Origin of the sequence: Sodalis sp. RH24 (assembly GCF_047324145.1) — a bacterium.
Lineage (GTDB): Bacteria > Pseudomonadota > Gammaproteobacteria > Enterobacterales > Enterobacteriaceae > Acerihabitans.
On record NZ_CP178729.1, the window covers coordinates 1426708 to 1448483 of the forward strand.

Below are 21776 nucleotides of genomic sequence, written 5' to 3' on the forward strand. Positions count from 1 at the left end.
TCGCTTTTCAGGCGTTATTAAGCATCTCAATGAGATTTTTCACCGGGTGGGAAGGCAACACCTGGTAGTCCACTTTTACGCCGCACCCGGCAATGGCGAGGAAATCCGCCACGTCTTGCGGCGTCACATAAACGGTGTCGCTGATTTTGGTTTTAGCCGCCAGGTTATCGGTGATACGTCCGTAATTGGCGACGTTCAGGTGCTTGATGGCGGGTACTTGCTCAATCAGGCGGCGGGCATCGGCCACATTGTTGACGATCACCAGGATTTTCATGTCCGCGGAGCGCGGATCGTTAAGGGTATCCCCGGCGTCCTTAACCGACATGATGGCGCATTTCGCCGTATCCGGCGCCGCCATGCGCAGCGACATTTTCTGCACGTCGTTGGCCACGATCTGGTCGTTCGCCACGAGAATGCGGTTCACGCCCAGGTGCTTAGTCCATACCACCGCCACCTGGCCGTGGATTAATCGATCGTCAATACGAACCAATGAAATCATGTTTTTTTCTCCTGTTATTCGTCTTTACCAGTAGGGTGTCCAGATACGGGATAGGCGCACCAGCGCTTCGAAATAAAAATAATCGCCCCAGAGATTAGGCACATTAATGCCCATATTGCGGCCATGGTTGTATACCCCCTCGCGCAGCAGGCCGTCTTCATGATGCGCGAAATAATGCTGGTGCAGATTGCGCATCATCAGGCCGATAGCGTTGATATAAGCGGGGCGCAGCGGATCGCTGAGCGGCAGTTGTTTCAGTAATTCGGCCAGCCCGCACACCGCGATCGCGGCGGCGGAGGTATCACGGAATGCGTGGTCCTGCGGCTTGAATATCAAATCCCAATAACAGACATAGTCATCAGGCAAACGGTTAAGAAAGTAGTGGCTCAGCTTGCGCGACAGCTCGGTATAGGCGGCATCGCCGGTGTGATTAAAGCCGAGCGCAAAGCCGTACATCCCCCAAGCCTGCCCGCGCGACCAGCAGGAATCATTGCTGACCCCCTGATGGGTATCGCCGCGCAACGGTTGCCCGTTGTGGATATCCAGGTAGAAGGTATGAAAGGTGGAGGCGTCGTCGCGCACCAGATAACGTGAAGCCTGCGCCAAATGGCATCGGGCCGCCTCCCGCCACTGCCGGATGCCGGTTTCGTTCGCCGCCCAGAACAGCAACGGCACATTCAGATTACAGTCGATAATCATGCGCCCCTGGCGCGCCGGATCGCTTAAATCCCCCCACGCCTGGATAACGCCTGCGGTGGGGTTAAAGCGGCGGTACAGCAATTCCGCGGCGCGTAACGCCAGGTCGCGTGCACGTTCATTGCCGGTCAGCGTCCAGGCATTGACGCAGGAAAGCAGATACAGAAAACCCAGGTCGTGAGTATCCACTTTGATCAGCCGGTCGAGACGCTCCTCGAAGCTTACCAGCAGCCCTTGCGCGCAGCGGCGGTATTTGTCGTCACCGGTGACCTCCCAGGCCAGCCATAGAAGGCCGGTCCAAAAGCCCTCGGTCCAGTCCACTTTCTCTACCGCCGGGTAACGCCCGTCCCGCGCGCTGGCCGCTGGGAACGTGGCGGTAAAACGCGGCAACATGGCATCGATGCTTTTCAGCACGTCGCCAATCGCGGCCTGCAGCCATGCCGGCGTCAAATAGGATTGCCCCGCAGCGTAACGCGGGTCCAGGGATTCAAGCACGACGCTCATTGCTTTTCCTCCGCGGCGAAGAAATCATCGTCATCGCGGTTAGCGCCGCCCAGATTCTGGCGCGCGCTGACAATTTCCGGCAGCGTATTCATATACTGCATGGCCTGGGTGGCCATATGGATAGCTTCCGCGATGCGCGCCGCCGTTTCCGCGAGTTCCGACATGCAGAACTCCATCAGCATGATCAGGTTAGCGCCGCTAATCACATGCATATGGGGAAAATTCATCATCACTTGAATCGCCGTATTATTAACGCTACCGCCTTTCATATCGGTAAACAGCACCAGCTCATTGCCGCGCCGCGCCGCTTCCAACGCGATAGCGTTGAAGCGCCGTGTCAAATCAGCCGTGGAGCCAATGTCGCCACAGTAAGCGCATATGGGAGTGACGCCATGATCGTTGCCGATAAGTAAATCAAGCCCGGAAATAATGCCTTTAGCATACTGGCCATGACTGGCGATAAAGACCTCTCGCATTCCGCTTTCCTTAAATGATTACTGATAACCCGCCCTGGCAATGCAAGAGCTATGCCATTAAATAAATTTTGTTTAAAAACAAAGGATTAATTATTGTTTTCCACACTAATATTTCTGTTTAAAGCACTGGAAAACCGAGTGTGGAAACATGTGCCCGACGGTAAAGTATGCCGCAAGGCCAAAGGACAGGGTCACGCCGGCTGTGGGGCGATCCAGGGCTCCATGATTTCATAAATCATCAGAACCTCGGTGACGGGCAGCGCGATGTGATATTTGCGGTTCAGCGCCAGGAAAAAGGTGTCATGCCCTGCGACAAAGGCGTGTTGGTCAGCGGTTAGCTGCGCGTCATCACGGTTACGCATCCCGGCATTGACCATGACGCGTTCAATCATTAGGGCAAGATGCATAAATAAATTAATGCGCAGATAACTTTCGAAATGTATTTTATAAAAGGATTCGTACTGCTTAATGACCGCGTCCACCTCATCAATGATCACCACCGGATTGAGAAAGTTAAGCCTGCCGGCAACGCCTTCCACAGTAAATAATTTAACCACCTCGTCAATCATTGTTTCCAGTCCGTCCGAGGTCAGCAGATCGGTAAAATAGTCGCGGCGCAATACGGCGGTTTTCTCTTTAATCAGTTGTTCCACGCTTAACAGCGGAATATAGCCCGCATCCAGATCGGTGGTAGTGATAATAAGCCGCGTGCCGTTCAGCGCCGGGTCAGAGCGGGCGATTTTCCATTTCACATCGTCATATTCCATAGTGACGATATCAATCTGATCGCAGGCCAGATAACGCTGCACGATATCTTTGAGTTTGTGCGAGATGCCTTCGCCGGAAATACAGGTAATGATAATTTTATTTCCCGGCAGCACGCCGGCATAGTAGCGGGTTTCCACTTCATAGGCGCCTTTGACGCTGTCGATAATGTCCTTCATCGCCAGGCGTGACTGGATCTTTGAGGCAATATCCAGCGCCATGGCAGTGCTGACGTTATTGATCACCAGCAGTTCGCCATGCAGATGGAGTTTTATTTCCTCATAAATCGCCTTCAGCGACCCCATATCCACCAGGATTATCAATCCGGCGCTCTGCTTGATGGCGTCCAGGTGCTTGATCAGCATATCAATGATCTCGCGTGTCGAGGTCGCGTTGGGCATATCGAAAGCTTTAAATATATAACCGCCGGTCAGCTGATTGGCGATACCCGCCAGACTGGACGCCGTGGAGCGTCCGTGGGAAACAATCACCCCCTGGATGAGGTCATCGTCACCGGCCAGGGTGTTAAATGCGCTGCCGAGCAGCGGCGGCAACAGTAAAAAAGCCTCGTTAACGACGTGCTGTCGCAACAGGTCTACGCACTCACCGGCCAGCAACCGCGCCTTGCTGGAAACATAATCGGTTATCGCCCGCAGCTCATCGGCCTGTGCTGCGCCGCCGGCATGATGTAAAGCGTAATTCAGGCACAGCCAGACAGCTTTGCGGTGATCCTGACTGAACGTCAGGCCGGTTAAGTTCTCCAGCTCATTGATGGCATGCATGGTGTTTTGCCAGACATAACCGCTGTAAGGCGAGGCCGGATTCAGAACGCCGCCGATCGTCGTCAGCAATTGTTCCAGCTTGCGATTGAGCAACAGCGTATTGCCGCTGTGGCAGAACTCTTTGAAAATGACGTCATCGCGCATCGCTTTAGGCAGCAACATCGACACATCAACGTCACCGGCCCGGTCACGGTGGGAAATCAACAGCATTTCACCACCGCCGGAATGGAGGTGCGGCGAATTCAGGGTGATAAATTTCGCGTTATCCCCGTCGCTCCATGCGCTGGCGCACATCACCTTAATTTGGTTTTTCAATTCGCCGATATTGCCCCTGATCGGCGACATGACCAGTTGATGCATAAGGGCGGCATCCAGATGAATATCCCTTGCCAGGCTGCGTGCCTCGCAATGCAGAAAATACTCGACCTGCGCCACCCGTTCAGTGAGCGGACGTGAGATGAAATTCGGCAGCGTGACGCGCACCGGGATGCGGCGGCGGAAAGTATTGAGCAACACGGTATCAATATTTTCTGTGGTGGCGAAAATAAACCGAATACTGGCCGGACGACGGGTACGATTATCACCGAGGCGGTAGAAATAGCCTTTATCCATAAACAGGAACAGCTTTTCCTGGTTTTCGGCGGAGAGCCGGTGGACTTCATCAAGAAATAAAAAACCGCCGTCCGCCTCATCGAAGGCGCCGCGCTTCTCCCGGTCGGCGCCGGTGAACGCCCCCTTAATATAACCAAATAATGTGCCGGACAATAGCTCAGGATTATTGGCATAATCGGCGCAATTCAGCTCGATAAGCGGTTTATCCGCCGCGATGACGCCCCGTTCCAGCGCGTAGTCATATATCACGCTGGCGAGATGGCTTTTACCCACCCCGCTTTCACCGGCCAGCAGCACCGGCAGGCCGCCGGTGGGGTAATCTACCGCCGAGCGGCACATTAATACCGCTTGCGCCAGACTTCCCTCAACGCCAATCAGACGGCTGAAGGCATCCAGTGCTTTTTTTTCCACCCGCGCCAGCACGGATCGTGTTTGTGCCGTATTGACAAAAAAACGTACGGGCCGGGTGTTTTCTTTGATTAATTTCCCATCATCGCATAACCGATTGAGATAATGACTGATTACACTGCGGCCGATCGGCACTAAATTCGCGCAATCCAGCGCGGTAAAACCGCTGTGATTGCCCGAATAATGGGTCAATATGGACTGGTACAGTTTATCTTTTGCTGACATGGTCATGGTGACAATCCGTAAGAGAAACGATGCCCGGAAGGAATAGTTAGACACTAGACACTATTTTTCCCGTTAAACACTGAGCACTCTCCACCGAACTATAAAAAAATGAAACCGTGTTTTAACTATTATTTGATCTCCTTCACAATACCATTGCCCTCCTGCGGCGGCTAGGCCTATGCCCGCCGGCCGTCTCTGTGCCGTCATAACCTGCTATGCCGTCAGGCATCTGCACGTCCTTATACAGCGTCAGCAGTGCCCCGCCGCCCGCTGGGGGATAACGTCAGACGCTGACGCGGGAGAGTGAATTCGGCTATCCTGAGAGAGGTGATATCATGTAACAAGGAAAGATTATCTATGCTCCGCTCCGCATTTTTCATTCGCCTCATCAGCATAGTCACGCTGTTGCATGTGTATATCGGCGTGCGGCTCATTGCCGCCTTGCCTGTCGGCACGCCATTCAAATGGCTCGCGGCGCTGCTGCTGGCGATGTCTGCTGTGCTGATCCCGGTCGGCATGGCCGCGCGCAATATAAAAAAACAGCCGCTGTCGGACCGGCTGGCGTGGGCGGGATTACTCACGATGGGCTTCTTCTCGTCGCTGCTGGTGCTGACAGCGCTGCGCGATATAGTGTTGCTTTTGCTGCATGCCGTGGACAGTTTGCCGGGCGTCACCGCGGCGACGGCGGAGTTCACCGCCGTCAGCGCGCTGTGCGTACCGCTCGTTGCCATACTCCTCACGCTGTTGGGCGTTTACAACGCGCGCCGGAACGCGCCGGTGAAAAATATCGACATCCCTATCGCGGGACTGGCGGCGGGGCTGGACGGCTTTCGCATCGTGCAGATCAGCGACATCCACATCGGCCCGACCATTAAACGCGGTTATGTCGAGAAAATCGTCGCAACCGTGAATGCGCTTGAAGCGGACCTGATTGCTGTGACGGGCGATGTCGTCGATGGATCCGTGCCGCAGCTCGAGGCGGATACCCGCCCCCTTGGCGCGTTATCGGCGCGGCACGGGACCTTCTTCGTCACCGGCAATCATGAATATTATGCCGGCGCGGATACCTGGATCGCTGAGTTTCGCCGGCTTGGCTTCCAGGTGTTGATGAACGAACATGTGGTGGTTAACCACGGCGGCGCGCGCGCCATCGTGGCGGGCGTGACGGATTACAGCGGCGGCAACTTCGACCCGGCGCACGCAAGCGATCCGCAGAAAGCCATGCGCGGCGCCCCTGGCGATATCCTGTTCCGGCTTTTGCTTGCCCACCAGCCACGCTCTGCGACGGCCGCCTCGGAAGCGGGCTTCACGCTGCAATTGTCCGGCCACACGCACGGAGGCCAGTTCCTGCCGTGGCAGTTCTTTGTCCGTTTGCAGCAGCCGTTCGTACACGGGCTGGACAAGCTCAACGATCTTTGGGTATACACCAGCCGCGGCACGGGCTATTGGGGACCGCCGATACGACTGGCCGCACCCTCTGAAGTCACGCTCCTGCGCTTAGTGGCGCATCCGCCTGCCGGTTGATGGTGGGCGCCGTGATGGGGTACGGCGATGCGCCACCCTCCCTCGCCCGTGGAGACGGTTTGAAGCGCGGGCGATGGCCAATATAAGAGACCATGAGGCCCTTTCGCCTAATATAAGTGATCTTCTTTCATTATCTTTACCTGAAATCTATTACTTCTTAACATAAATAAAAATGCTGCTTAAGACCGGATCGATATGTGATTTATTTCACATATCCAGCCATCAAATTTATTTATAACTTGATCTAACATTCGCTGGTTCCTTGAGCCGGTATAGTCTGTTTTACCATCACCGGTTTTCAAGAGGCCCATCATGTCCAGCGCAAATTTTCTCCAAACGGCTAACGAGGCTGGGATAGATTTCAAGAAAATCGTCGATACCCTGGAATGCCCTATCTATATAACCAACTCCAGCGGCGTAACGGAATATATCAACCTGGCTTACCTGCGGGAAAACCCCATCATAGAGGCTGATGCCATCCTTGGCCGGAGCATTGACGATATTATTAAAGAAGGAAAATATTTCAAAAGCGCGATTACCACCGAAGTCCTCAAACAAAAGAAAGAGGCCATGGCGTTTTTTGTTCATCATCTGTTACCGGAAAAAATGGCTTTTGTGTCAGGTATGCCGGTGCTTGATGAAGAAAACGAGATTGAACATGTGGTGTCTATCTTGTATGCGCAATCTTTTTTCCAGAAACTGCATGCCAAATTCAACTATCCGATTTATTCATTCGAATCCTATCATGAACCATTGGAAAAAATAGCAGGGCCGGCTTCCCCACCTTTCGCTAATTTTATCGGCGTCAGCAGACCGATGGAAGAACTGAAGCGGATTATGCTGCGGGTCGCAAAAACGGATGCATCCGTTTTAATACGCGGAGAATCCGGCACAGGTAAAGAAGTGGTGGCTGAGAATATCCAAAAACTAAGCGCGCGGGCAGACCGGCCTTTTATCAAGCTTAATTGTGCGGCAATACCGGTCAGCCTTATAGAAAGTGAGCTTTTCGGTTATGAAAAAGGCGCATTCACCGGCGCCGGTTCAGGAAGAGCCGGTTTTTTTGAGCAGGCCAACGGCGGAACAATATTCCTGGATGAAATCGGCGATTTACCCTTCGAGGCCCAGGCGAAATTGTTACGCGTCTTGCAGCAAAAAGAAATCGTCCGCTTAGGCGGAACTAAACCTGTCAAACTGAATGTGCGCGTCATTGCCGCCACCAATGCCGATCTGGATAAAAAAGTCGCCGAGAGAAAATTCCGTGAAGATCTTTTTTACCGCATTAACCTTATTCCGATTCATCTCGTCCCTTTACGGGAAAGAAAAAGCGACATTCCGTTACTGACTGAATATTTCCTGCATAAATTTGATGCTCTTTATAACAGAATAATCAGATTCCCCGCCCCGACGTTGACACTGTTAGTCAATTACGCCTGGCCGGGCAATATCCGCGAACTGGAAAACATCATTGAATATTTGTATATTTGTTCCGAGGAAAATTTCATTACCGAAGAAATCATCTCTCCGCTGCTATGCAAGAATGAACAGCATCCGCAACCTGACCATCTGGATGACGAAGCATTGAATTTTTGCGCCAGGCAACTGCGCCTTAACCATACCCTGCCGGATATTCTGTCGCAAATTGAAAGGACTGTATTGGCGCTGGCCCAGGATAAATATAAAACCACCTATCATATCGCTACCGCCCTGGGCGTATCCCAGCCCACCATCGTCAGGAAAATGCAATCCCTGGGGCTGGGACGCAGAAGGTTCGGTACGGATACGAATATGATTTGCCATCAGCAATGATAACCGTAAACACATTTTGCCGGCGCCAGGACGGGCCGGCAGTTTTCCCTGTTCGCAGCCCTCACAGACCAAGCAGTTTTTCCAGCATGACGTTGACCTGGATCCAGAATGTGTAGCCATCCTCTGGTTTGACGTTGGTATAGGCATACTGGTAATTGGTGTTGTTCCAGACCCGAGACCCGGTCATCGTTAAATTGACCTCCGGCGTGAGCATAAAGGAAGCGTCGATACTTAACTGCTGTTCGTTACGCGGCACCTGCCACCCCGTTCCGCCCAGGGAATCGTACATATCCTGCAAATAACGGTGTTCGCCATCCGTCAGCCTGCCCCAGCGGAAAGTCAGGCCGTAGCTGTCATCGGGACGGCTCTGCCAGGGGCCCGACCAGATAAGCCCGACATCAGCCAACGTGGCTATTCCCGTGTAGGCATCCGATTGCAGGGTTTGCGACCAGCTGCCGTGCAGACTTACGGCGCTGGGCGCGGGATTGTGGGGATCGGCCCCGCCATCACGCCGCCATAAGGCTTTTTTTGCCGTAAGATAAAAGCCGGAAACCCCTTTATGGGTAATCACCGCCGAGCTGCCGTCGTATACCTTCGAGGTGCCGTTCACCGTGGCGTAGGCATCGTTGTATTGCAAATTATTGTGGAACGCCAGGACCTCCCAGTTGAAGGGATAGGGCTCCTGCCGCCAGCTGGCGCGCCGCGCTAAATTAGCGACCAGCAGGGTACTGCCGGTATCTAAGTCGTCGTCCCACCGTTCCCAGCCGTTGGTGAACGGAAACGCCTGGTAGGTACGCCAGACACCGATATTGGACTCCAGCGCCGGCGTAAAGTGATAGCTGGCGCGTGCGCCCCAGCCGGCGTAAGGCGCGGGGGCGAACCCCGCGGTTTTATTCAGTACGGTATTTATACAGGACGACGGCACGTTACAGTTGCTGAAACCGACAAACTGGCCGGGATTGCTCTTGCCCAGTTCAATGGAGAGCCGATCGTTAAACAGTTGCTGTTCATAACCGAAACGCAGCAAATGCGAGACCTTGGGGATATAGGGCGGCGGATCGCCGGCCAACATGCCGCCGGCGTTATTGCCATAGAGAGTATTATGGGCGAAGGGCACCCATAGTTGCATAAAGTGGACCGTGCCGCCGGGTATGAATCCCATACGATCGAGATCGAAATCCGCGCCGGCAAAAAACATCGTGTAGGCCTGCTGCTCGTCGGTGGAAGTCCCCGCGCTGGGGTTGCCCAGCCAAAGCTGAGAGGCCATGATATGTGGGGTAACGCCGTGCTCCGACAGCCATCCCCCGGCATCGGACAGCGGCCGTCCTGAAGATTCCGCGTCGCTGGCGGCAAACGCCGCGCTGCTCGTCAGCGCTATGCCGCAGGCGATCGCGCCGGAACATAGCATTCTATTCCATATATTATGAGGCGTTATTTTCATTGTTCTATCCCATTGAGGTAATAGGACGGAAACGGCCGGCCACGAATATATTCAATGACGGCCCAACCGCGATAGCATGCCCTATTCCGGGCGCGCTATCAGCGCGTTGTTTTTCCGGCTCTGGTTATCATCGATAATTACATTTTGTTAAAACATCAGATGTCATAACTACCTAATATTACTGGCAGTCAGGATTATTCTTTAAATAACCGCGTTATTACTTCTGCGTTTCCTGCACAAAAACATCGCCATCGTTTTTATCCAGGCGTAAAAAAATAAAGCAACATAAAAACAAACCAAAACTCATCAATAAAAATGACACATGGTAATTTTCCAGCCCCCTGGCGTTAGCGGCGTAGTTAACATAATGAAGCACCGTAAATGTTAACGTAACGCTTATTATGATTGAAAGCAGCTGGCTCAGTATCAGCAAGCTGTTGCCGGCGTGATAGGTCTCATCAGTTAACTCGCTGAACGTCAGAGTATTCATGGTGGCATACAGGACAGAAGTAAACACCCCCAGAATAAATATCAATATAACGACGCTATCCAGCGAGCCGTTCAACCCAGGAAGAGTCAAAGAATAGATTAACGCAGCACTTACCGTCGTCGCGATAAGCAACAAACACCGGTAGCCGCACCATATCAATGCCGGGCGCAGCAGGAACCGGGCGCTTATCGAACCCGACGCCAGCGACAGCATAATGATACTGACACCCCTCGGTGAATAGTTAAATTCCCGTTGCAGCATCAGCGACAGGACTAAAGGTACCGACGCTATAAAAATCCGCACGCAAATATTACTGGCTATGCCTACGGCAAAGGTTCTGTGACGAAACAGCGAAAGAGTGAATAGCGGATCATTGGTATTATCTTGGTGGTTTTTATAGCGATATAACAACAGCATTGCTATTAGGAAGAATATAATTACCCACATTCCGGTAAAATAGTGTTTACCGATGCCCAACAAGCCAAGCAAGATTAATAACAATGCCGGTACCACCAGCATAAATCCTATGGTATCGAATTTTCCCCGCATACTTGATGTTAGCTGTTCGGGCATATATTTTTTTGCCAGGACGACACAGATCAGGCATAGAGGAATATTTACCAGAAAAATCATGCGCCAGGAGCATGTGGTTATCAGCAGTCCGCTTAGCGGCGGTCCCAGCAGCGTTCCGCCCAACCCCAATAACGTGATCTTATTTAAGGCGGATAATTTATCCGCCGGGAGGGTCGTTTTTAAAATGACCACGCGCGTCACCGGCAGCATTAGCGCTCCCCCAATGCCCTGTAAAAAACGCGCCAGGATAATGGCGGTTAACGTATCCGCCGCGGCGCACAAAAACGAGCCAAGGCTAAATAAGCCCAACGCTAAGAGATAGATTCGCCGATAGCCGTATGTATCCGCCAGCCAGCCGCATACCGGCGTAAAAACCATCACTGTCAGCATATAAGACACCACCACCATCCCCATGCTAAGGGAGGACTGATGTAATGCCTGCGCCATGGAGGGGATAGCCAGATATAACATGGTGGTATCCAAAGATTGCATAAAAAAAGTTAATGATGCAACGCTCACAAGCCAGGTTAAGTTGTTCATTTATGCCATTACCATCTGTCCCGCATACAATATAAACATGCGCAGCATAAACACGCTGCCCAATGCGACGCCCGACATCGATAGCCAATAAACTTTATGGGAGGTGATACGGCCTGCGCACAGCAACCTTAAAGCCATAGGCAATACCATACCCAGTCCCACCACGCCAAGCCAAAACACGGCCCCCCAAAAACCGCTCAGGGCATTTAACGCCGCGGCTTCCTTTTGCCCGCCGCCAAAAATCAGGCCGATAAAGAAAACCGCCAGCAGGCCAAGCTCGGTCAAGATAAGCGGCGGTTCCAGTCGATGAATAAAAGCCAGGGACGGCGAATAAACCGATTGTTTACAGAACGCCAGTCCGCAAAATATCGCCATGGCCACCCCGGATGTCAGGCCGGAGACCAGGAAAAGCAGAGGCAATACCGGGTTATTCAATAACGGATAGGATTTCAGGGCCAGCAAGAGGAAGCCGGTATAGACCCCGAGCAGAATGGCCAACAAAAATACCGCCATATCAAGCCGGCGTTCCCATCCCGCGATGAAAAAAATAATCCGTTTCAGCCATCTTGATTTAATCATATCAAGGAGGTATTGCTGATAGATGGCGATAATCCAGAGTATGAGCACCGCCATATAAACCTGGAATAACATTACCCCCAGCGACATAACCGAATGGGGATTATAAAACACCATCAAATACCAAAAAGTCCACGAACGCGCCAAATGGAAAATAAGGATCACCAGCCCAAGAACAACCGTTAAAGGCGCAATAACTACCGTCGCCTTGATAATGCCGTCGCTGCCGGCATTTGCCACGAGGAGTTGCCTTTTAAGCAAAACGGCTATGATAACCATGCCTGATGAAATACCTATTAATAATAAGTAAATGGCAATGGGCCAATCCCAGACCAGGGTAGCGAAATGAAACGCAGTGTTCATCCTCGTATCTCTCCAAATTTGCCGGCGATATGATAGAGCTTGGGGTGAGTGCCTAAATATACTTTTTCACGGTATACCGTTTTGCTGGCGATGAGTTTGGCGATATCGCTGTCGGGATCGTCCAGATTACCGAAGGTCAGCGCCTTCACCGGGCAGATCGCCACGCAGGCGGGGGGCTTGCCGGCGGCCAGATTGGTATCACGGCAAAAATTGCACTTATCCGCCGTCTTCGTCAGCGGATGGATAAAGCGCACGTGATAGGGACAGGCGGCGATACAGTACCGGCAGCCAACGCACCGATCGTGGTGGACATCAACAATGCCCGTTGTAGCGTCTTTATAAGAAGCGCCGGTAGGGCAAACCGCAACGCACGGCGGGTTATCGCAATGCTGGCAGGATTTACGCTTGAACTGCCGCGAGGTTTTATCCATCTCCCGGTACGTGCCGTTATCCAGAATATCCAGCCGTGTGACTTCCTCCGGAACATTATTGACTTTGTGGCAGGCCCGGACACAGGCACGACAGCCAATGCAGCGGGTTTCGTCATGGATCATGCCGTAGCGGATATTACCCACAATGAGAGTTTGCGGATTAATGACCTCCGCCAGAATACGGTTAATTGAATTGGCCGCCAGCACGGCTCCGCCTATTCCCATAATAAACCCGCGACGCGACACGCCCATAACGACCCCTTATTTAAATATAATGCGCGAGCAATGCTTCATCCCTTGCCGGTATCCTGAAGCAAGGTATTATGCTCCTGTATTTCACCAGCCCATTTGACTGTATAGGGTACAGTTTGAAGACACTGTTTAGCCCTCTCGCCCTGCTGATATTAATGAGCGGCCGCGATGGTTTCCGCCGCGCTTTCCCCGGCAATGCGGCCTGAATTCAGAGCAAAGCCATTAGCTAAGCCTTCATAAGGCGGATAAGAGGGTCCGCTGTAAAAACCTCCGGCGACATTGCCCACCGCATATAATCCCGGGACAGGTTTGGCGTTAATATCGGTGACCTGTAATTTGGCGTTAACCCTTACCCCACCGATGCTGCTTAAACTCACCACCTGGGTTTCAAACGCATAGAAGGGTCCGGTTTTCACCGGATAAATCAGATAATCCGGTTTTTTGCCAAAGTCCGCGTCAACTTTGGCTTTGATCAGATCGTTATAACGGGAAACGGTTTTCTCCAATTGGCCGGCTTCCACACCCATATTTTTTGCCAGTTCTTCCAGTGTCTGTCCTTTGAAAATATTTTTACTTTTACCCCCATCGACAGCGGTATCCGCCAGCGCCGTGAAATCGCCGCCCTTGGGAGGATTGGCCGGACCGGCGCCGGATAAAGGAAAGGGGAATGTTTTTTTGGTATAGGCATTCAAAGTCTGATTATCGAGAATTATGTAATATTTACCGCCCACCGAATAAGACACATTTGCCCAGTACGCCGAATCATACACCAGGCCTTCATCGCCAAATCGCTCACCGTTGGCGTCCACCCATAATAATGGTGATTTCAATAACCAAATAAGGGGACTATCATTTTCGGCATTGCCTTTATCGGCGGAAGCTGACGAAGTAATTCCCACCAGTTTACAGGCGTGAATCAATGCGGAATGAAAGTTCCACTCCGCCCCGCCGGCGGCCCAGGCCATTTTGAGGCCTTCGCCCTGATTCGGCCAGGCCAGGATATGAATATTCGGTGTATCCATCACGTCCCGTATTAATTTTTCATTACCGCCGAACCCGCCGCTGGCGATGATAACCGCCTTGGCGTGGACGAGTAATTTGCCACCGTCCGCCTTTTGCGCAATGACGCCGGTGACTTTGCCGTCTTGTTCCTGAATCAATGATGTCACAGCGGTACTTTTGAGCAATTCTCCGCCATATTGCTGGAAGTCGGCATAGAGACTTTTATAGGCGGCATTGGTATTGAGATAATGGTGGTAAATATCAGACTTGATAGGATCATCCATGTGCGCCTGCTGTAATTGGTTGGTGTCTTTGGCGGCGGTCTTAATCTCCAGCTTCACGCCATGTTTTTCCATCCAGTCAGCCGTTGAACCGGACTTATACACAATGGCTTTAGTCAGCGGGCCATTGGATAAAAAGTGGTTATAATCCAGCAGCCGGTGCGTCAGGTCCTGCGGGGTATATTTCATCCCTAAGGATTTTTGCAGCGCCGATCCCACGGCAAAAAAGCCGCTGGCCATATTGCCGCTGCCGCCCACCACCGCGGATTTCTCAATCACCAGCACCTTAGCGCCTTTTTCCGCCGCGGCCAGCGCGGCGGCGGTGCCGGAAGTGCCGCCCCCCATGACCACCACATCCACTGTTTTTTCCTCATCGGCGACAGGGACGGCGGTTTTAGCCGATACGCTGGTATATTTGCCGATATCCGCACCGGCCTGCTGCAAGGCCGCCTTGGCGGCTTGTTTAACGGCATCGCTGGTTTCGGTGGCGCCGGTCATGCCGTCGACGTCCAGGCTTTGGCGGTCAACGATGGCCTTGGCGACCTGGGGACCCGCCACGCCCCCCAGTTCAGGGGTTTCTCCGGAGGCGTCAGCGACGACGTTTTTAATCGTTCCCGCTTGATCAATGGAAACCGTGACCCTGACATCACTTTCCTTGCCTTTGGCCGCAGCCGTATAATCGCCGGCGGTAACAGCCGCGTTGGCCGACAGACCCGCAGAGCAGCCCAGAATGAGCGCAACCAGTGCTGATAAGCTTTTTTTCACGTAATCGTTTTTCATAGAATATCGTTCCGCTTATATAGGTTTTATCTACCCGCGATATTGAGCAAAGTTAGTGCCAATATTAATCCACGTCCGAATTTATCGGGCACATGACCTAAAATGATTGCAATTGGCTTTATTACGCGTCATTTCCAACTTCGCCGCACTTATTATGTCGGTTTTCAATCCTGGCTATAAAAAATATCGTCAAAGCCGGGATATAAAACCAGCCCGTAAAAACAGTAATCATCCATTTTTGTATTTTTAATGCATTTATGAATTAAGACCTGTACTCGGCCTTAAATTATTCCCGTTTTTATTTTTTAAGCCCCTATTTTCCCCCTGACGGTAAGACATATGTCACAAGCGTTCCACCACGATCGCCACCCCTAATCCCCCGCCGACACACAGGGTTGCCACGCCGAAGGTTTTGTCCCGGGCCGCCAGGGCATAGAGCAGCGTTACCAATATCCTGGCGCCGGAGGCGCCGATGGGATGGCCCAGGGCGATGGCGCCGCCATTGACGTTGGTTTTGTCTTCATCCAGCCCCAGCTCATGGCCCACCGCGGCGAACTGCGCGGCAAAGGCTTCATTGGCCTCGAACAGGTCAATATCACCGATACCCAGACCGGCCCTATTCAGTGCCGCGCGCACCGCCGGCACCGGCCCGATACCCATAAACGCCGGGTCGACGCCGCAGGTGGCATAACCGCGGATCCGCGCCAACGGCCTGATATCGAGTGCGCGGGCCCGGGCTTCGTTCATTACCACCAGCGCGGCCGCGCCGTCATTGATGCCGGAGGCATTCCCCGCCGTGACGCTGCCCTCAGGCGCAAAGGCCGGACGCAGCCTGGCCAGGCCCTCGGCGCTGACATCCCCGCGCGGATGTTCATCCGTATCGAAAATAATGTCGCCTTTTTTGCCGGGCAAGATCACGGGCAGAATCTCATTACGGAACGCGCCGTTGCCAATGGCCGCCACCGCCCGCTGCTGCGAGCGCAGGGCAATCTGATCCTGCTCCAGCCGGCTGATGTTATACCGGACGGCGACATTTTCCGCGGTGATGCCCATATGGTATTGATTAACACTGCAAAACAGTCCGTCATGCACCATGCTGTCGATAATGGCGCCTTCCCCCATCCGGTAGCCCCAGCGGGCTTTATCCAACAGATAAGGCGCCGCCGACATATTTTCCATCCCGCCGGCCAGGACAATCTGCGCATCGCCCGCGGCGATAGCCTGGGACGCCAGGATGACGCTTTTCAAGCCGGACCCGCAGACGACATTGACGGTGGTCGCCGGGGTCTTTTCATTAATGCCGGCATGCAGCATCGCCTGACGGGCCGGGTTTTGGCCCAATCCCGCCTGCAGGACATTACCCAGGAAAACCTCGTCGATAATATCGGGCGGGATACCGGCGCGCCTGAGGCTTTCCAGCGCCACCAGCGCGCCCAACCGGGGGGCGGCCAGCGACGCCAGACTGCCGCCAAAGCTGCCGATTGCGGTACGCACGGCACTGGCAATAACAATTCCCGTCATATTGACCTCCTGCTGAATCTCATTATATTTCTCCAGGAAACCCTGTCTTATTAGAATGCCTGTTACGATTTAATCAGCGTCCGCTTTATCCCGATGAATAATCGCGGCAATTATTATTTCCGGCACATTGCCGGCGGTTGTTTTTGATAAATTCATCCTATTCAGGTTCGGGTAAAAACCTATTTGATTCTCTTTTCGCCATTAACGAAGGCCGGGGTGTTCGCCGGATGTTGGCGTCAATGTTCCTATCGGCGTCACATCGGTTTGCCAAATCAAAATCAATGTCACGGCGCCGACCCCTACCAAGAGGAGATAAGCGCCGGTATATCCCCCCAGATAGGTCAATCCCAGCGCCAGAATGGAAAATGCGAAGCAGCGTACAATGGACTGGATGGGCGCGATAATGCCGATGGCCCGGATATAGGCTCTGCGCGGAAATTTAGTGGCAATCAGCGCGGTACTTAAATTGGTGGCGCCCGCCAGGCTAAAACCGATCATCAGCAGAGAAATCCACAGGGTCAGCGTATTAAATTGGACGATGTTGATAACCACCGATACCATCCACCACAAGGTGTAAATGGAGATGGCCGCTTTAATGCCCACCTTTTGGTTTAGCCAGCCCCAGCCATAGGCGCCGAAGGTGCCGAACAGCGCCGCCAGGGTCATATAGAAGATGGCGGTGCCCAGTTCAAATCCCATGCCCATCAGGCGGGGCACAATCTGGCTCACCACCCCCACCAGCATGATATAGATACCGCCGGTGGCGATGCCCATGAACCAGACGTCCTTCATGCGAAGCAATTGACCGGTGGTGACCGGGCAAATGTAGTCTGAATGCGCGCGAATCCGTTCGGCCAGTTCCTCGGCGGTAATGGGCGCATTGTCCGGCGCGCAGCCGATGTCTTCCGGTTTGTTGGCGGCAAATAGCGCCACCAGCAGCGCGGTGGCGAACATCAGCAGCGAGACGCCCCAAAAGCCGTTATGCACGCCAAACCATGAGAAACACCCGGCCAGCACCGGCACGAAAAAGGCGCTGGAAAAGGTTTGCCCCATGGTGCACCAGCCCAGCGCCAGGCCCTGTTTACGGATAAACCAGTTGGCGATAAGAGCGGTTCCGCCCAGATAGGCGAAACCGGTGCCGAAAAAACAGACCCCGGCAAACAGTACGGTAAAACCGGTTAGCGTCCCCCAGTAGCCCAGCAGGCCGAAACACAAGCCGCAGGCGATAAGGCAGAAAACGATATTAAATTTCGGTCCCTTCTTTTCACACAGCTTGGCGCACAGGGGCCCCGCCAGGATTGAAGCCCAGGAGGCCGGGGTCGCCAGCGCCAGCAGCGCGTTGTACTCCAGGTTAAAGGTGTTGGATAAGGCGGGCAGGATCACATTCAAGCCATGCGTTACGGCGCCCGCGGCCAGCCAGAACATCAGGGCCTGGAAACAGATAATGGTCCATCCATGGAAGCCGAAACTGCTTTTGGTGGCGGAAAGATGATCGTCCCCCCGGGTAGTAAGATCGACAGTCTTCTGTGGCAGCGCCAGGTGTTTTTCTTGCCCAGTCATAATGGTCAGCTCGTTGTACGCAGTCGGGCCGCGCCCGGGGATGCGTAGTGGGTTTATCGGGATGTTGCGCACGGTTGCCGGTTTTCCGCCCCGGTTTCGACGTCATCGCCCGTGTCGTGATCTGGCGCAAATCTACCTGGAGCGCTTTTTATCACGGTGTCCTCCGGACGCTATATTTCCATGGTTTTCAAGACATCGGCCACAATCAGCCGCGGCTCGACCTGACGCTGGATGTCCTGTGGGGTCAATCCCGCCAGGAGTTCCACCAGCACCAGCCCGTCCGGGGTAACGTCAATCACGCACTGTTCGGTAACGATATGATTGACACAGCGTTTGCCCGTCAGGGGATAACTGCAGGCGTTGACGATTTTGCGTGCGCCATCTTTAGCGCAAAGCTCCATGGTGATAATGACCTTGCGGGCGCCGTTCACCAGGTCCATCGCCCCGCCCATGCCGAACACCCGGCCGGGCTGGGCCCAATTGGCCAGATCGCCGTTTTGCGCCACTTGCAGGGCGCCCAGCACCGACGCCGCCAGTTTGCCGGAACGGACCAGGCCGAAGGACTCCGCGCTGTCGAATGAACTGGCGCCGGGCACCGGCGCAAAACGCATGCCGGTGGCATTGCAGAATCCTTCCGTCGCCAGCATGCCCGAAGTGAGCAGACCCATGCCCACCAGGCCGTTTTCGGTATGGAACATTACGCCGGGCTGCGCGTAGTCGCCGCACAGGCTGGGAATGCCGATGCCCAGGTTGACCACATCGCCGGCGGAAAAATACCCTGCGGCACGCTTTGCTATCCTTTCACGGGCATTCATTGTCTTTCTCCTCGCGTTGTCAGGATCTTGTCCACATAGACGCCCGGGGTCACGATGCGATCCATGCCGTATTCCTCCAGGTCCACCAGCATGTCCGCATCCACCAGGGTTACCCTCGCCGCCTTGGCCACCAGTGGATTGAAGTTGCGCATGGTGCCGCGATAGGTCAGGTTGCCCAGCGGGTCGGCGGTACGGGCGCGCACCAGGGCGATATCCGCCCGCAACGCGGTTTCCAGCAAATACAGTTCTCCGTTTACCACCACCCGGTGTTTCCCTTCCTCGACTACGGTACCCAGGCCGGTTTTGGTCAGAACGCCCCCCAATCCCGAACCGCCGCAGCGGATCCGCTCCGCCAGGCTGCCCTGGGGCACCAGTTCCAGTTGGAGTTTTCCCGCCGCCACCAGCGCCACGGTTTCGGTATTGCGGCCGATATGGGAGGCGATAAGCTTATCCACCAGACCGTGATGAATCAGGCGGCCGATGGTGAGGTCGGCGTCGCCCGAATCGTTGGCAATCAGCGTGAAGTGCCTGGCGCCGCTGTCTATCACGCATTGGATCAGGTGATTGGGTACGCCGCAATTGGCGAACCCGCCGCAAATCAGCGTCTGGCCGTCTTGAAAAAGACGGGTGATGTCATCGGCTAAGGCATATTTTCCCGGCATGATTAATTCCTCGTCAGCAAAACCGCCACGCCCTGGCCGCCACCGACACAGAAGGCGATAACGGCCTTGTCCAGGTTGCGGCGCTTCATTTCATACAGGGTTTTCGCGGTGAGGATTGCCCCGGTGCCCGCCAGGGGATGTCCCAGGGCGATGGCGCCGCCATTGGGATTGACCCGTGCGGGGTCCATACCGATTTCCCGGATGCAGGCCAGCGATTGAGCGGCGAACGCCTCGTTCAGCTCCCATAAATCGATATCGCCTACCGCCAGTCCCGCCTGCTTTAGCAGTTTGGCGGTGGCGGGAACCGGTCCCAGTCCCATCAGGTTGGGATCCACTCCCGCCGCCGCGTAGCCGCGAAAGACGCCCAGGATCGCGTGGCCGTTTTTTTCCGCCAGCGAACGTTCCATCAGCACCATGGCACCGGCGCCGTCGCTCATGGGCGAGCTGTTGCCGGCGGTCACCACGCCGTCTTGTTTGAAACTGGGCCGCAGGGAAGCCAGGGCGTCCAGGGAACAATCGGTGCGCAGCGGCTCATCGCGCGACACCTGGGTTTGCCGGCCTTTTTTGTCGGTTACGGGCACCGGCACAATCTGCTCCTCAAACCGGCCCGCCTGCCAGGCGGCGCCGGCCAGCCGGTGGCTGCGCAACGCGAACTCGTCAAGCTGGCGGCGGGACAAACCGTACCTGGCGGCCACATTTTCGGCGGTGATGCCCATGGGCGGGTTGCCCAGACTATCCGGCGACGTATGGATATCGACAAAGCGCGGCGGCTGTACCGCATAGGCGCTGTCGGTTTTTTCCAGCTGCCAGGTGCGGCGGGAATCGCTTTCCACCCCGCCGGCGACAATAACGTCGGCGAAACCGGCCGCGATCTGGATAGCGCCGTAGGCCAGCGCGTTCAGCGACGCGGCGCACTGACGGTCCAGGGTTATCCCCGGTACGGAAACCGGCAGCCCGGCCTCCAACGCCACCATGCGGCCCATGTTATTGATTTCGTTATTCATCAGGTTGGCGAATATCACATCATCAATGCTTTCCGGCTCGATGTTCGCGCGGGCCACCGCTTCCCTGACGGTAAGTGCGCCCAGGATATGCGCCGGTACCGCCGCCAACACGCCGCGGCATTTACCCACCGGGGTACGAACCGCCGATACTATGACTGCGTCTCTCATAACAACCTTCTTTTGCATGCCTGCAGGACCCGCTGGGCGGGCCCGGGTAAGGCCTGGTTTATAACGGCCGGAGCCCCAGCAGTTTTCTTGCCTGTTCGGGTGTGGCCACCTCTTTGCCGAACAAGCGGATTGCCTGTGCGGCGCGCTCCACCAACTGCGCATTGGACGCTTTTACGCCCTTGCGGAAATAGACGTTGTCTTCCAGCCCCACGCGGACATGCCCGCCCAACGCTATGGCGGCGTACAGCATGGACATATGCGCCTTGCCGACGCCAAATGCCGACCAGGTGGCCTCGGGAGGGATGTGCTCACGGAGATAAAGCAGGTTCTCTACCGTGGCGGGCATTCCCCCCGGCACGCCGAGGCAGAATTGATAATGCAGCGGCCCGGCCAGCTTGCCCTGTTCGACAAAATACCCGGCGATGCCCAGCATGCCGGCATCGAAAATCTCCACTTCGGGTTTGATGCCCCGGGCGGTCAGCACCTCGCCGAGAGCGCCTAAAAACTGCGGGGAATTGATAAACACGCCGCCGGGCATCCAGTTAAAGGAACCCGCGTCCCAGGACGCCATTTCTATCCCGTTCAGGTTGGCCACATGCTCCTGCCGCTGCTTATCGCTGGCCCGATGGTCGCCGGAGGTGGTGCAGTTGATAATCACATCGCAGTCATGGCGGGCGCGCAGCAGACGGATGGTTTCGGCAAATTTTCCGCTGTCCATCGTACCCAGCCCCCGATCGTCGCGCATATGGAGATGGACGATGGCGGCGCCCCGCTGCCAGCAGCGGTACGCGTCCGCGGCAATTTCTTCGGGCGTCAGCGGAATATTTTCATTGATGTCTTTTGGTGTCACCGCGCCGGTCAATGCGGCGGATATGATGACGTCGTTCCCTGTATTCATGGACCTGCCCCGCTTGCGATTGGTAGGAATTTTTGCCGGCAAAAGGATGCCCGGACGCACCGGCAGGCAACGTGACGTGCCGGTACGCGCGCCGCCGGCAACGGTGCCGCGGCGACAATAAT

General features: G+C 54.7%; 17 protein-coding genes. 2 read left to right on the plus strand and 15 right to left on the minus strand.

Annotated features, from left to right (window positions below; genetic code table 11):
- Window positions 1-7: 7 nt before the first annotated feature.
- The 4 genes from ACL2XG_RS06600 to ACL2XG_RS06615 all read right to left on the minus strand — a co-directional run bounded on the left by ACL2XG_RS06600 (window position 8) and on the right by ACL2XG_RS06615 (window position 4973).
- Entirely contained in the window at window positions 8-499 is a 492-nt protein-coding gene (locus tag ACL2XG_RS06600) for a PTS system mannose/fructose/N-acetylgalactosamine-transporter subunit IIB (protein WP_410015534.1), read from the minus strand.
- A gap of 24 nt (window positions 500-523) precedes the next feature.
- Window positions 524-1699 carry a glycoside hydrolase family 88 protein gene (locus tag ACL2XG_RS06605; RefSeq protein ID WP_410015535.1) on the minus strand — a complete coding sequence of 392 codons (1176 nt, stop codon included), beginning with the start codon at window positions 1697-1699 and terminating at the stop codon, window positions 524-526.
- A complete protein-coding gene (locus ACL2XG_RS06610) occupies window positions 1696-2175 on the minus strand; it encodes a PTS sugar transporter subunit IIA (protein ID WP_410015536.1) in 480 nt (159 codons plus the stop codon). The genes ACL2XG_RS06605 and ACL2XG_RS06610 overlap by 4 nt, the downstream gene beginning before the upstream one ends.
- Window positions 2176-2366: 191 nt before the next feature.
- Window positions 2367-4973, minus strand: coding sequence for a sigma 54-interacting transcriptional regulator (locus ACL2XG_RS06615; protein ID WP_413722554.1), 2607 nt, complete (start codon window positions 4971-4973; stop codon window positions 2367-2369).
- Window positions 4974-5324: 351 nt separating this feature from the next.
- Here ACL2XG_RS06615 and ACL2XG_RS06620 point away from each other — a divergent pair, with 351 nt between their 5' ends.
- Window positions 5325-6491: a metallophosphoesterase gene (locus ACL2XG_RS06620; RefSeq protein ID WP_410015538.1), complete on the plus strand. Its 1167-nt coding sequence runs from the start codon at window positions 5325-5327 to the stop codon at window positions 6489-6491.
- Between the two features lie 312 nt (window positions 6492-6803).
- The gene (locus ACL2XG_RS06625) at window positions 6804-8297 is read left to right on the plus strand and encodes a sigma-54 interaction domain-containing protein (RefSeq protein WP_413722553.1); all 1494 of its coding nucleotides are present in this window, start codon (window positions 6804-6806) and stop codon (window positions 8295-8297) included.
- A 61-nt stretch (window positions 8298-8358) separates the two neighbouring features.
- Here ACL2XG_RS06625 and ACL2XG_RS06630 read toward each other — a convergent pair whose 3' ends face one another.
- From ACL2XG_RS06630 to ACL2XG_RS06680, 11 genes are all read right to left on the minus strand, one after another.
- Window positions 8359-9705 (minus strand): carbohydrate porin, encoded by a 1347-nt coding sequence (locus tag ACL2XG_RS06630; protein ID WP_410015540.1) that lies wholly within the window; start codon window positions 9703-9705, stop codon window positions 8359-8361.
- A 250-nt stretch (window positions 9706-9955) separates the two neighbouring features.
- Window positions 9956-11341: an MFS transporter gene (locus tag ACL2XG_RS06635; RefSeq protein ID WP_413722552.1), complete on the minus strand. Its 1386-nt coding sequence runs from the start codon at window positions 11339-11341 to the stop codon at window positions 9956-9958.
- Window positions 11342-12280 carry a cytochrome c nitrite reductase subunit NrfD gene (nrfD, locus tag ACL2XG_RS06640; protein ID WP_413722551.1) on the minus strand — a complete coding sequence of 313 codons (939 nt, stop codon included), beginning with the start codon at window positions 12278-12280 and terminating at the stop codon, window positions 11342-11344.
- A complete protein-coding gene (locus ACL2XG_RS06645) occupies window positions 12277-12963 on the minus strand; it encodes a 4Fe-4S dicluster domain-containing protein (RefSeq protein WP_410015543.1) in 687 nt (228 codons plus the stop codon). The genes nrfD and ACL2XG_RS06645 overlap by 4 nt, the downstream gene beginning before the upstream one ends.
- 152 nt (window positions 12964-13115) lie before the next feature.
- Window positions 13116-15026, minus strand: coding sequence for an FAD-dependent oxidoreductase (locus ACL2XG_RS06650; protein ID WP_413722550.1), 1911 nt, complete (start codon window positions 15024-15026; stop codon window positions 13116-13118).
- A gap of 342 nt (window positions 15027-15368) precedes the next feature.
- On the minus strand, window positions 15369-16547 hold the full coding sequence (locus ACL2XG_RS06655; protein WP_413722549.1) for an acetyl-CoA C-acetyltransferase: 1179 nt from the start codon (window positions 16545-16547) through the stop codon (window positions 15369-15371).
- Window positions 16548-16748: 201 nt separating this feature from the next.
- Entirely contained in the window at window positions 16749-18107 is a 1359-nt protein-coding gene (locus tag ACL2XG_RS06660; protein ID WP_413722548.1) for an MFS transporter, read from the minus strand.
- 170 nt (window positions 18108-18277) lie between these two features.
- Entirely contained in the window at window positions 18278-18922 is a 645-nt protein-coding gene (locus ACL2XG_RS06665; protein WP_413722547.1) for a CoA-transferase, read from the minus strand.
- Window positions 18919-19584 carry a 3-oxoacid CoA-transferase subunit A gene (locus tag ACL2XG_RS06670; RefSeq protein ID WP_410015548.1) on the minus strand — a complete coding sequence of 222 codons (666 nt, stop codon included), beginning with the start codon at window positions 19582-19584 and terminating at the stop codon, window positions 18919-18921. The genes ACL2XG_RS06665 and ACL2XG_RS06670 overlap by 4 nt, the downstream gene beginning before the upstream one ends.
- A gap of 2 nt (window positions 19585-19586) precedes the next feature.
- Window positions 19587-20756 carry a thiolase family protein gene (locus ACL2XG_RS06675; protein WP_410015549.1) on the minus strand — a complete coding sequence of 390 codons (1170 nt, stop codon included), beginning with the start codon at window positions 20754-20756 and terminating at the stop codon, window positions 19587-19589.
- A gap of 58 nt (window positions 20757-20814) precedes the next feature.
- Window positions 20815-21654: a 3-keto-5-aminohexanoate cleavage protein gene (locus ACL2XG_RS06680; RefSeq protein ID WP_413722546.1), complete on the minus strand. Its 840-nt coding sequence runs from the start codon at window positions 21652-21654 to the stop codon at window positions 20815-20817.
- Window positions 21655-21776 lie beyond the last annotated feature (122 nt).

Bases quoted from the DNA above. Each gene is read 5' to 3' on its own strand.
- ACL2XG_RS06605 (WP_410015535.1), bottom strand. From the start codon at position 1,699: ATGAGCGTCGTGCTTGAATCCCTGGACCCGCGTTACGCTGCGGGGCAA.
- ACL2XG_RS06610 (WP_410015536.1), bottom strand. From the start codon at position 2,175: ATGCGAGAGGTCTTTATCGCCAGTCATGGCCAGTATGCTAAAGGCATT.
- ACL2XG_RS06625 (WP_413722553.1), top strand. From the start codon at position 6,804: ATGTCCAGCGCAAATTTTCTCCAAACGGCTAACGAGGCTGGGATAGAT.
- ACL2XG_RS06675 (WP_410015549.1), bottom strand. From the start codon at position 20,756: ATGAGAGACGCAGTCATAGTATCGGCGGTTCGTACCCCGGTGGGTAAA.
- ACL2XG_RS06665 (WP_413722547.1), bottom strand. From the start codon at position 18,922: ATGAATGCCCGTGAAAGGATAGCAAAGCGTGCCGCAGGGTATTTTTCC.
- ACL2XG_RS06645 (WP_410015543.1), bottom strand. From the start codon at position 12,963: ATGGGCGTGTCGCGTCGCGGGTTTATTATGGGAATAGGCGGAGCCGTG.
- ACL2XG_RS06655 (WP_413722549.1), bottom strand. From the start codon at position 16,547: ATGACGGGAATTGTTATTGCCAGTGCCGTGCGTACCGCAATCGGCAGC.
- ACL2XG_RS06670 (WP_410015548.1), bottom strand. From the start codon at position 19,584: ATGCCGGGAAAATATGCCTTAGCCGATGACATCACCCGTCTTTTTCAA.
- ACL2XG_RS06615 (WP_413722554.1), bottom strand. From the start codon at position 4,973: ATGACCATGTCAGCAAAAGATAAACTGTACCAGTCCATATTGACCCAT.
- ACL2XG_RS06635 (WP_413722552.1), bottom strand. From the start codon at position 11,341: ATGAACAACTTAACCTGGCTTGTGAGCGTTGCATCATTAACTTTTTTT.
- ACL2XG_RS06680 (WP_413722546.1), bottom strand. From the start codon at position 21,654: ATGAATACAGGGAACGACGTCATCATATCCGCCGCATTGACCGGCGCG.
- ACL2XG_RS06630 (WP_410015540.1), bottom strand. From the start codon at position 9,705: ATGCTATGTTCCGGCGCGATCGCCTGCGGCATAGCGCTGACGAGCAGC.
- ACL2XG_RS06650 (WP_413722550.1), bottom strand. From the start codon at position 15,026: ATGAAAAACGATTACGTGAAAAAAAGCTTATCAGCACTGGTTGCGCTC.
- ACL2XG_RS06620 (WP_410015538.1), top strand. From the start codon at position 5,325: ATGCTCCGCTCCGCATTTTTCATTCGCCTCATCAGCATAGTCACGCTG.
- ACL2XG_RS06660 (WP_413722548.1), bottom strand. From the start codon at position 18,107: ATGACTGGGCAAGAAAAACACCTGGCGCTGCCACAGAAGACTGTCGAT.
- ACL2XG_RS06600 (WP_410015534.1), bottom strand. From the start codon at position 499: ATGATTTCATTGGTTCGTATTGACGATCGATTAATCCACGGCCAGGTG.
- nrfD (WP_413722551.1), bottom strand. From the start codon at position 12,280: ATGAACACTGCGTTTCATTTCGCTACCCTGGTCTGGGATTGGCCCATT.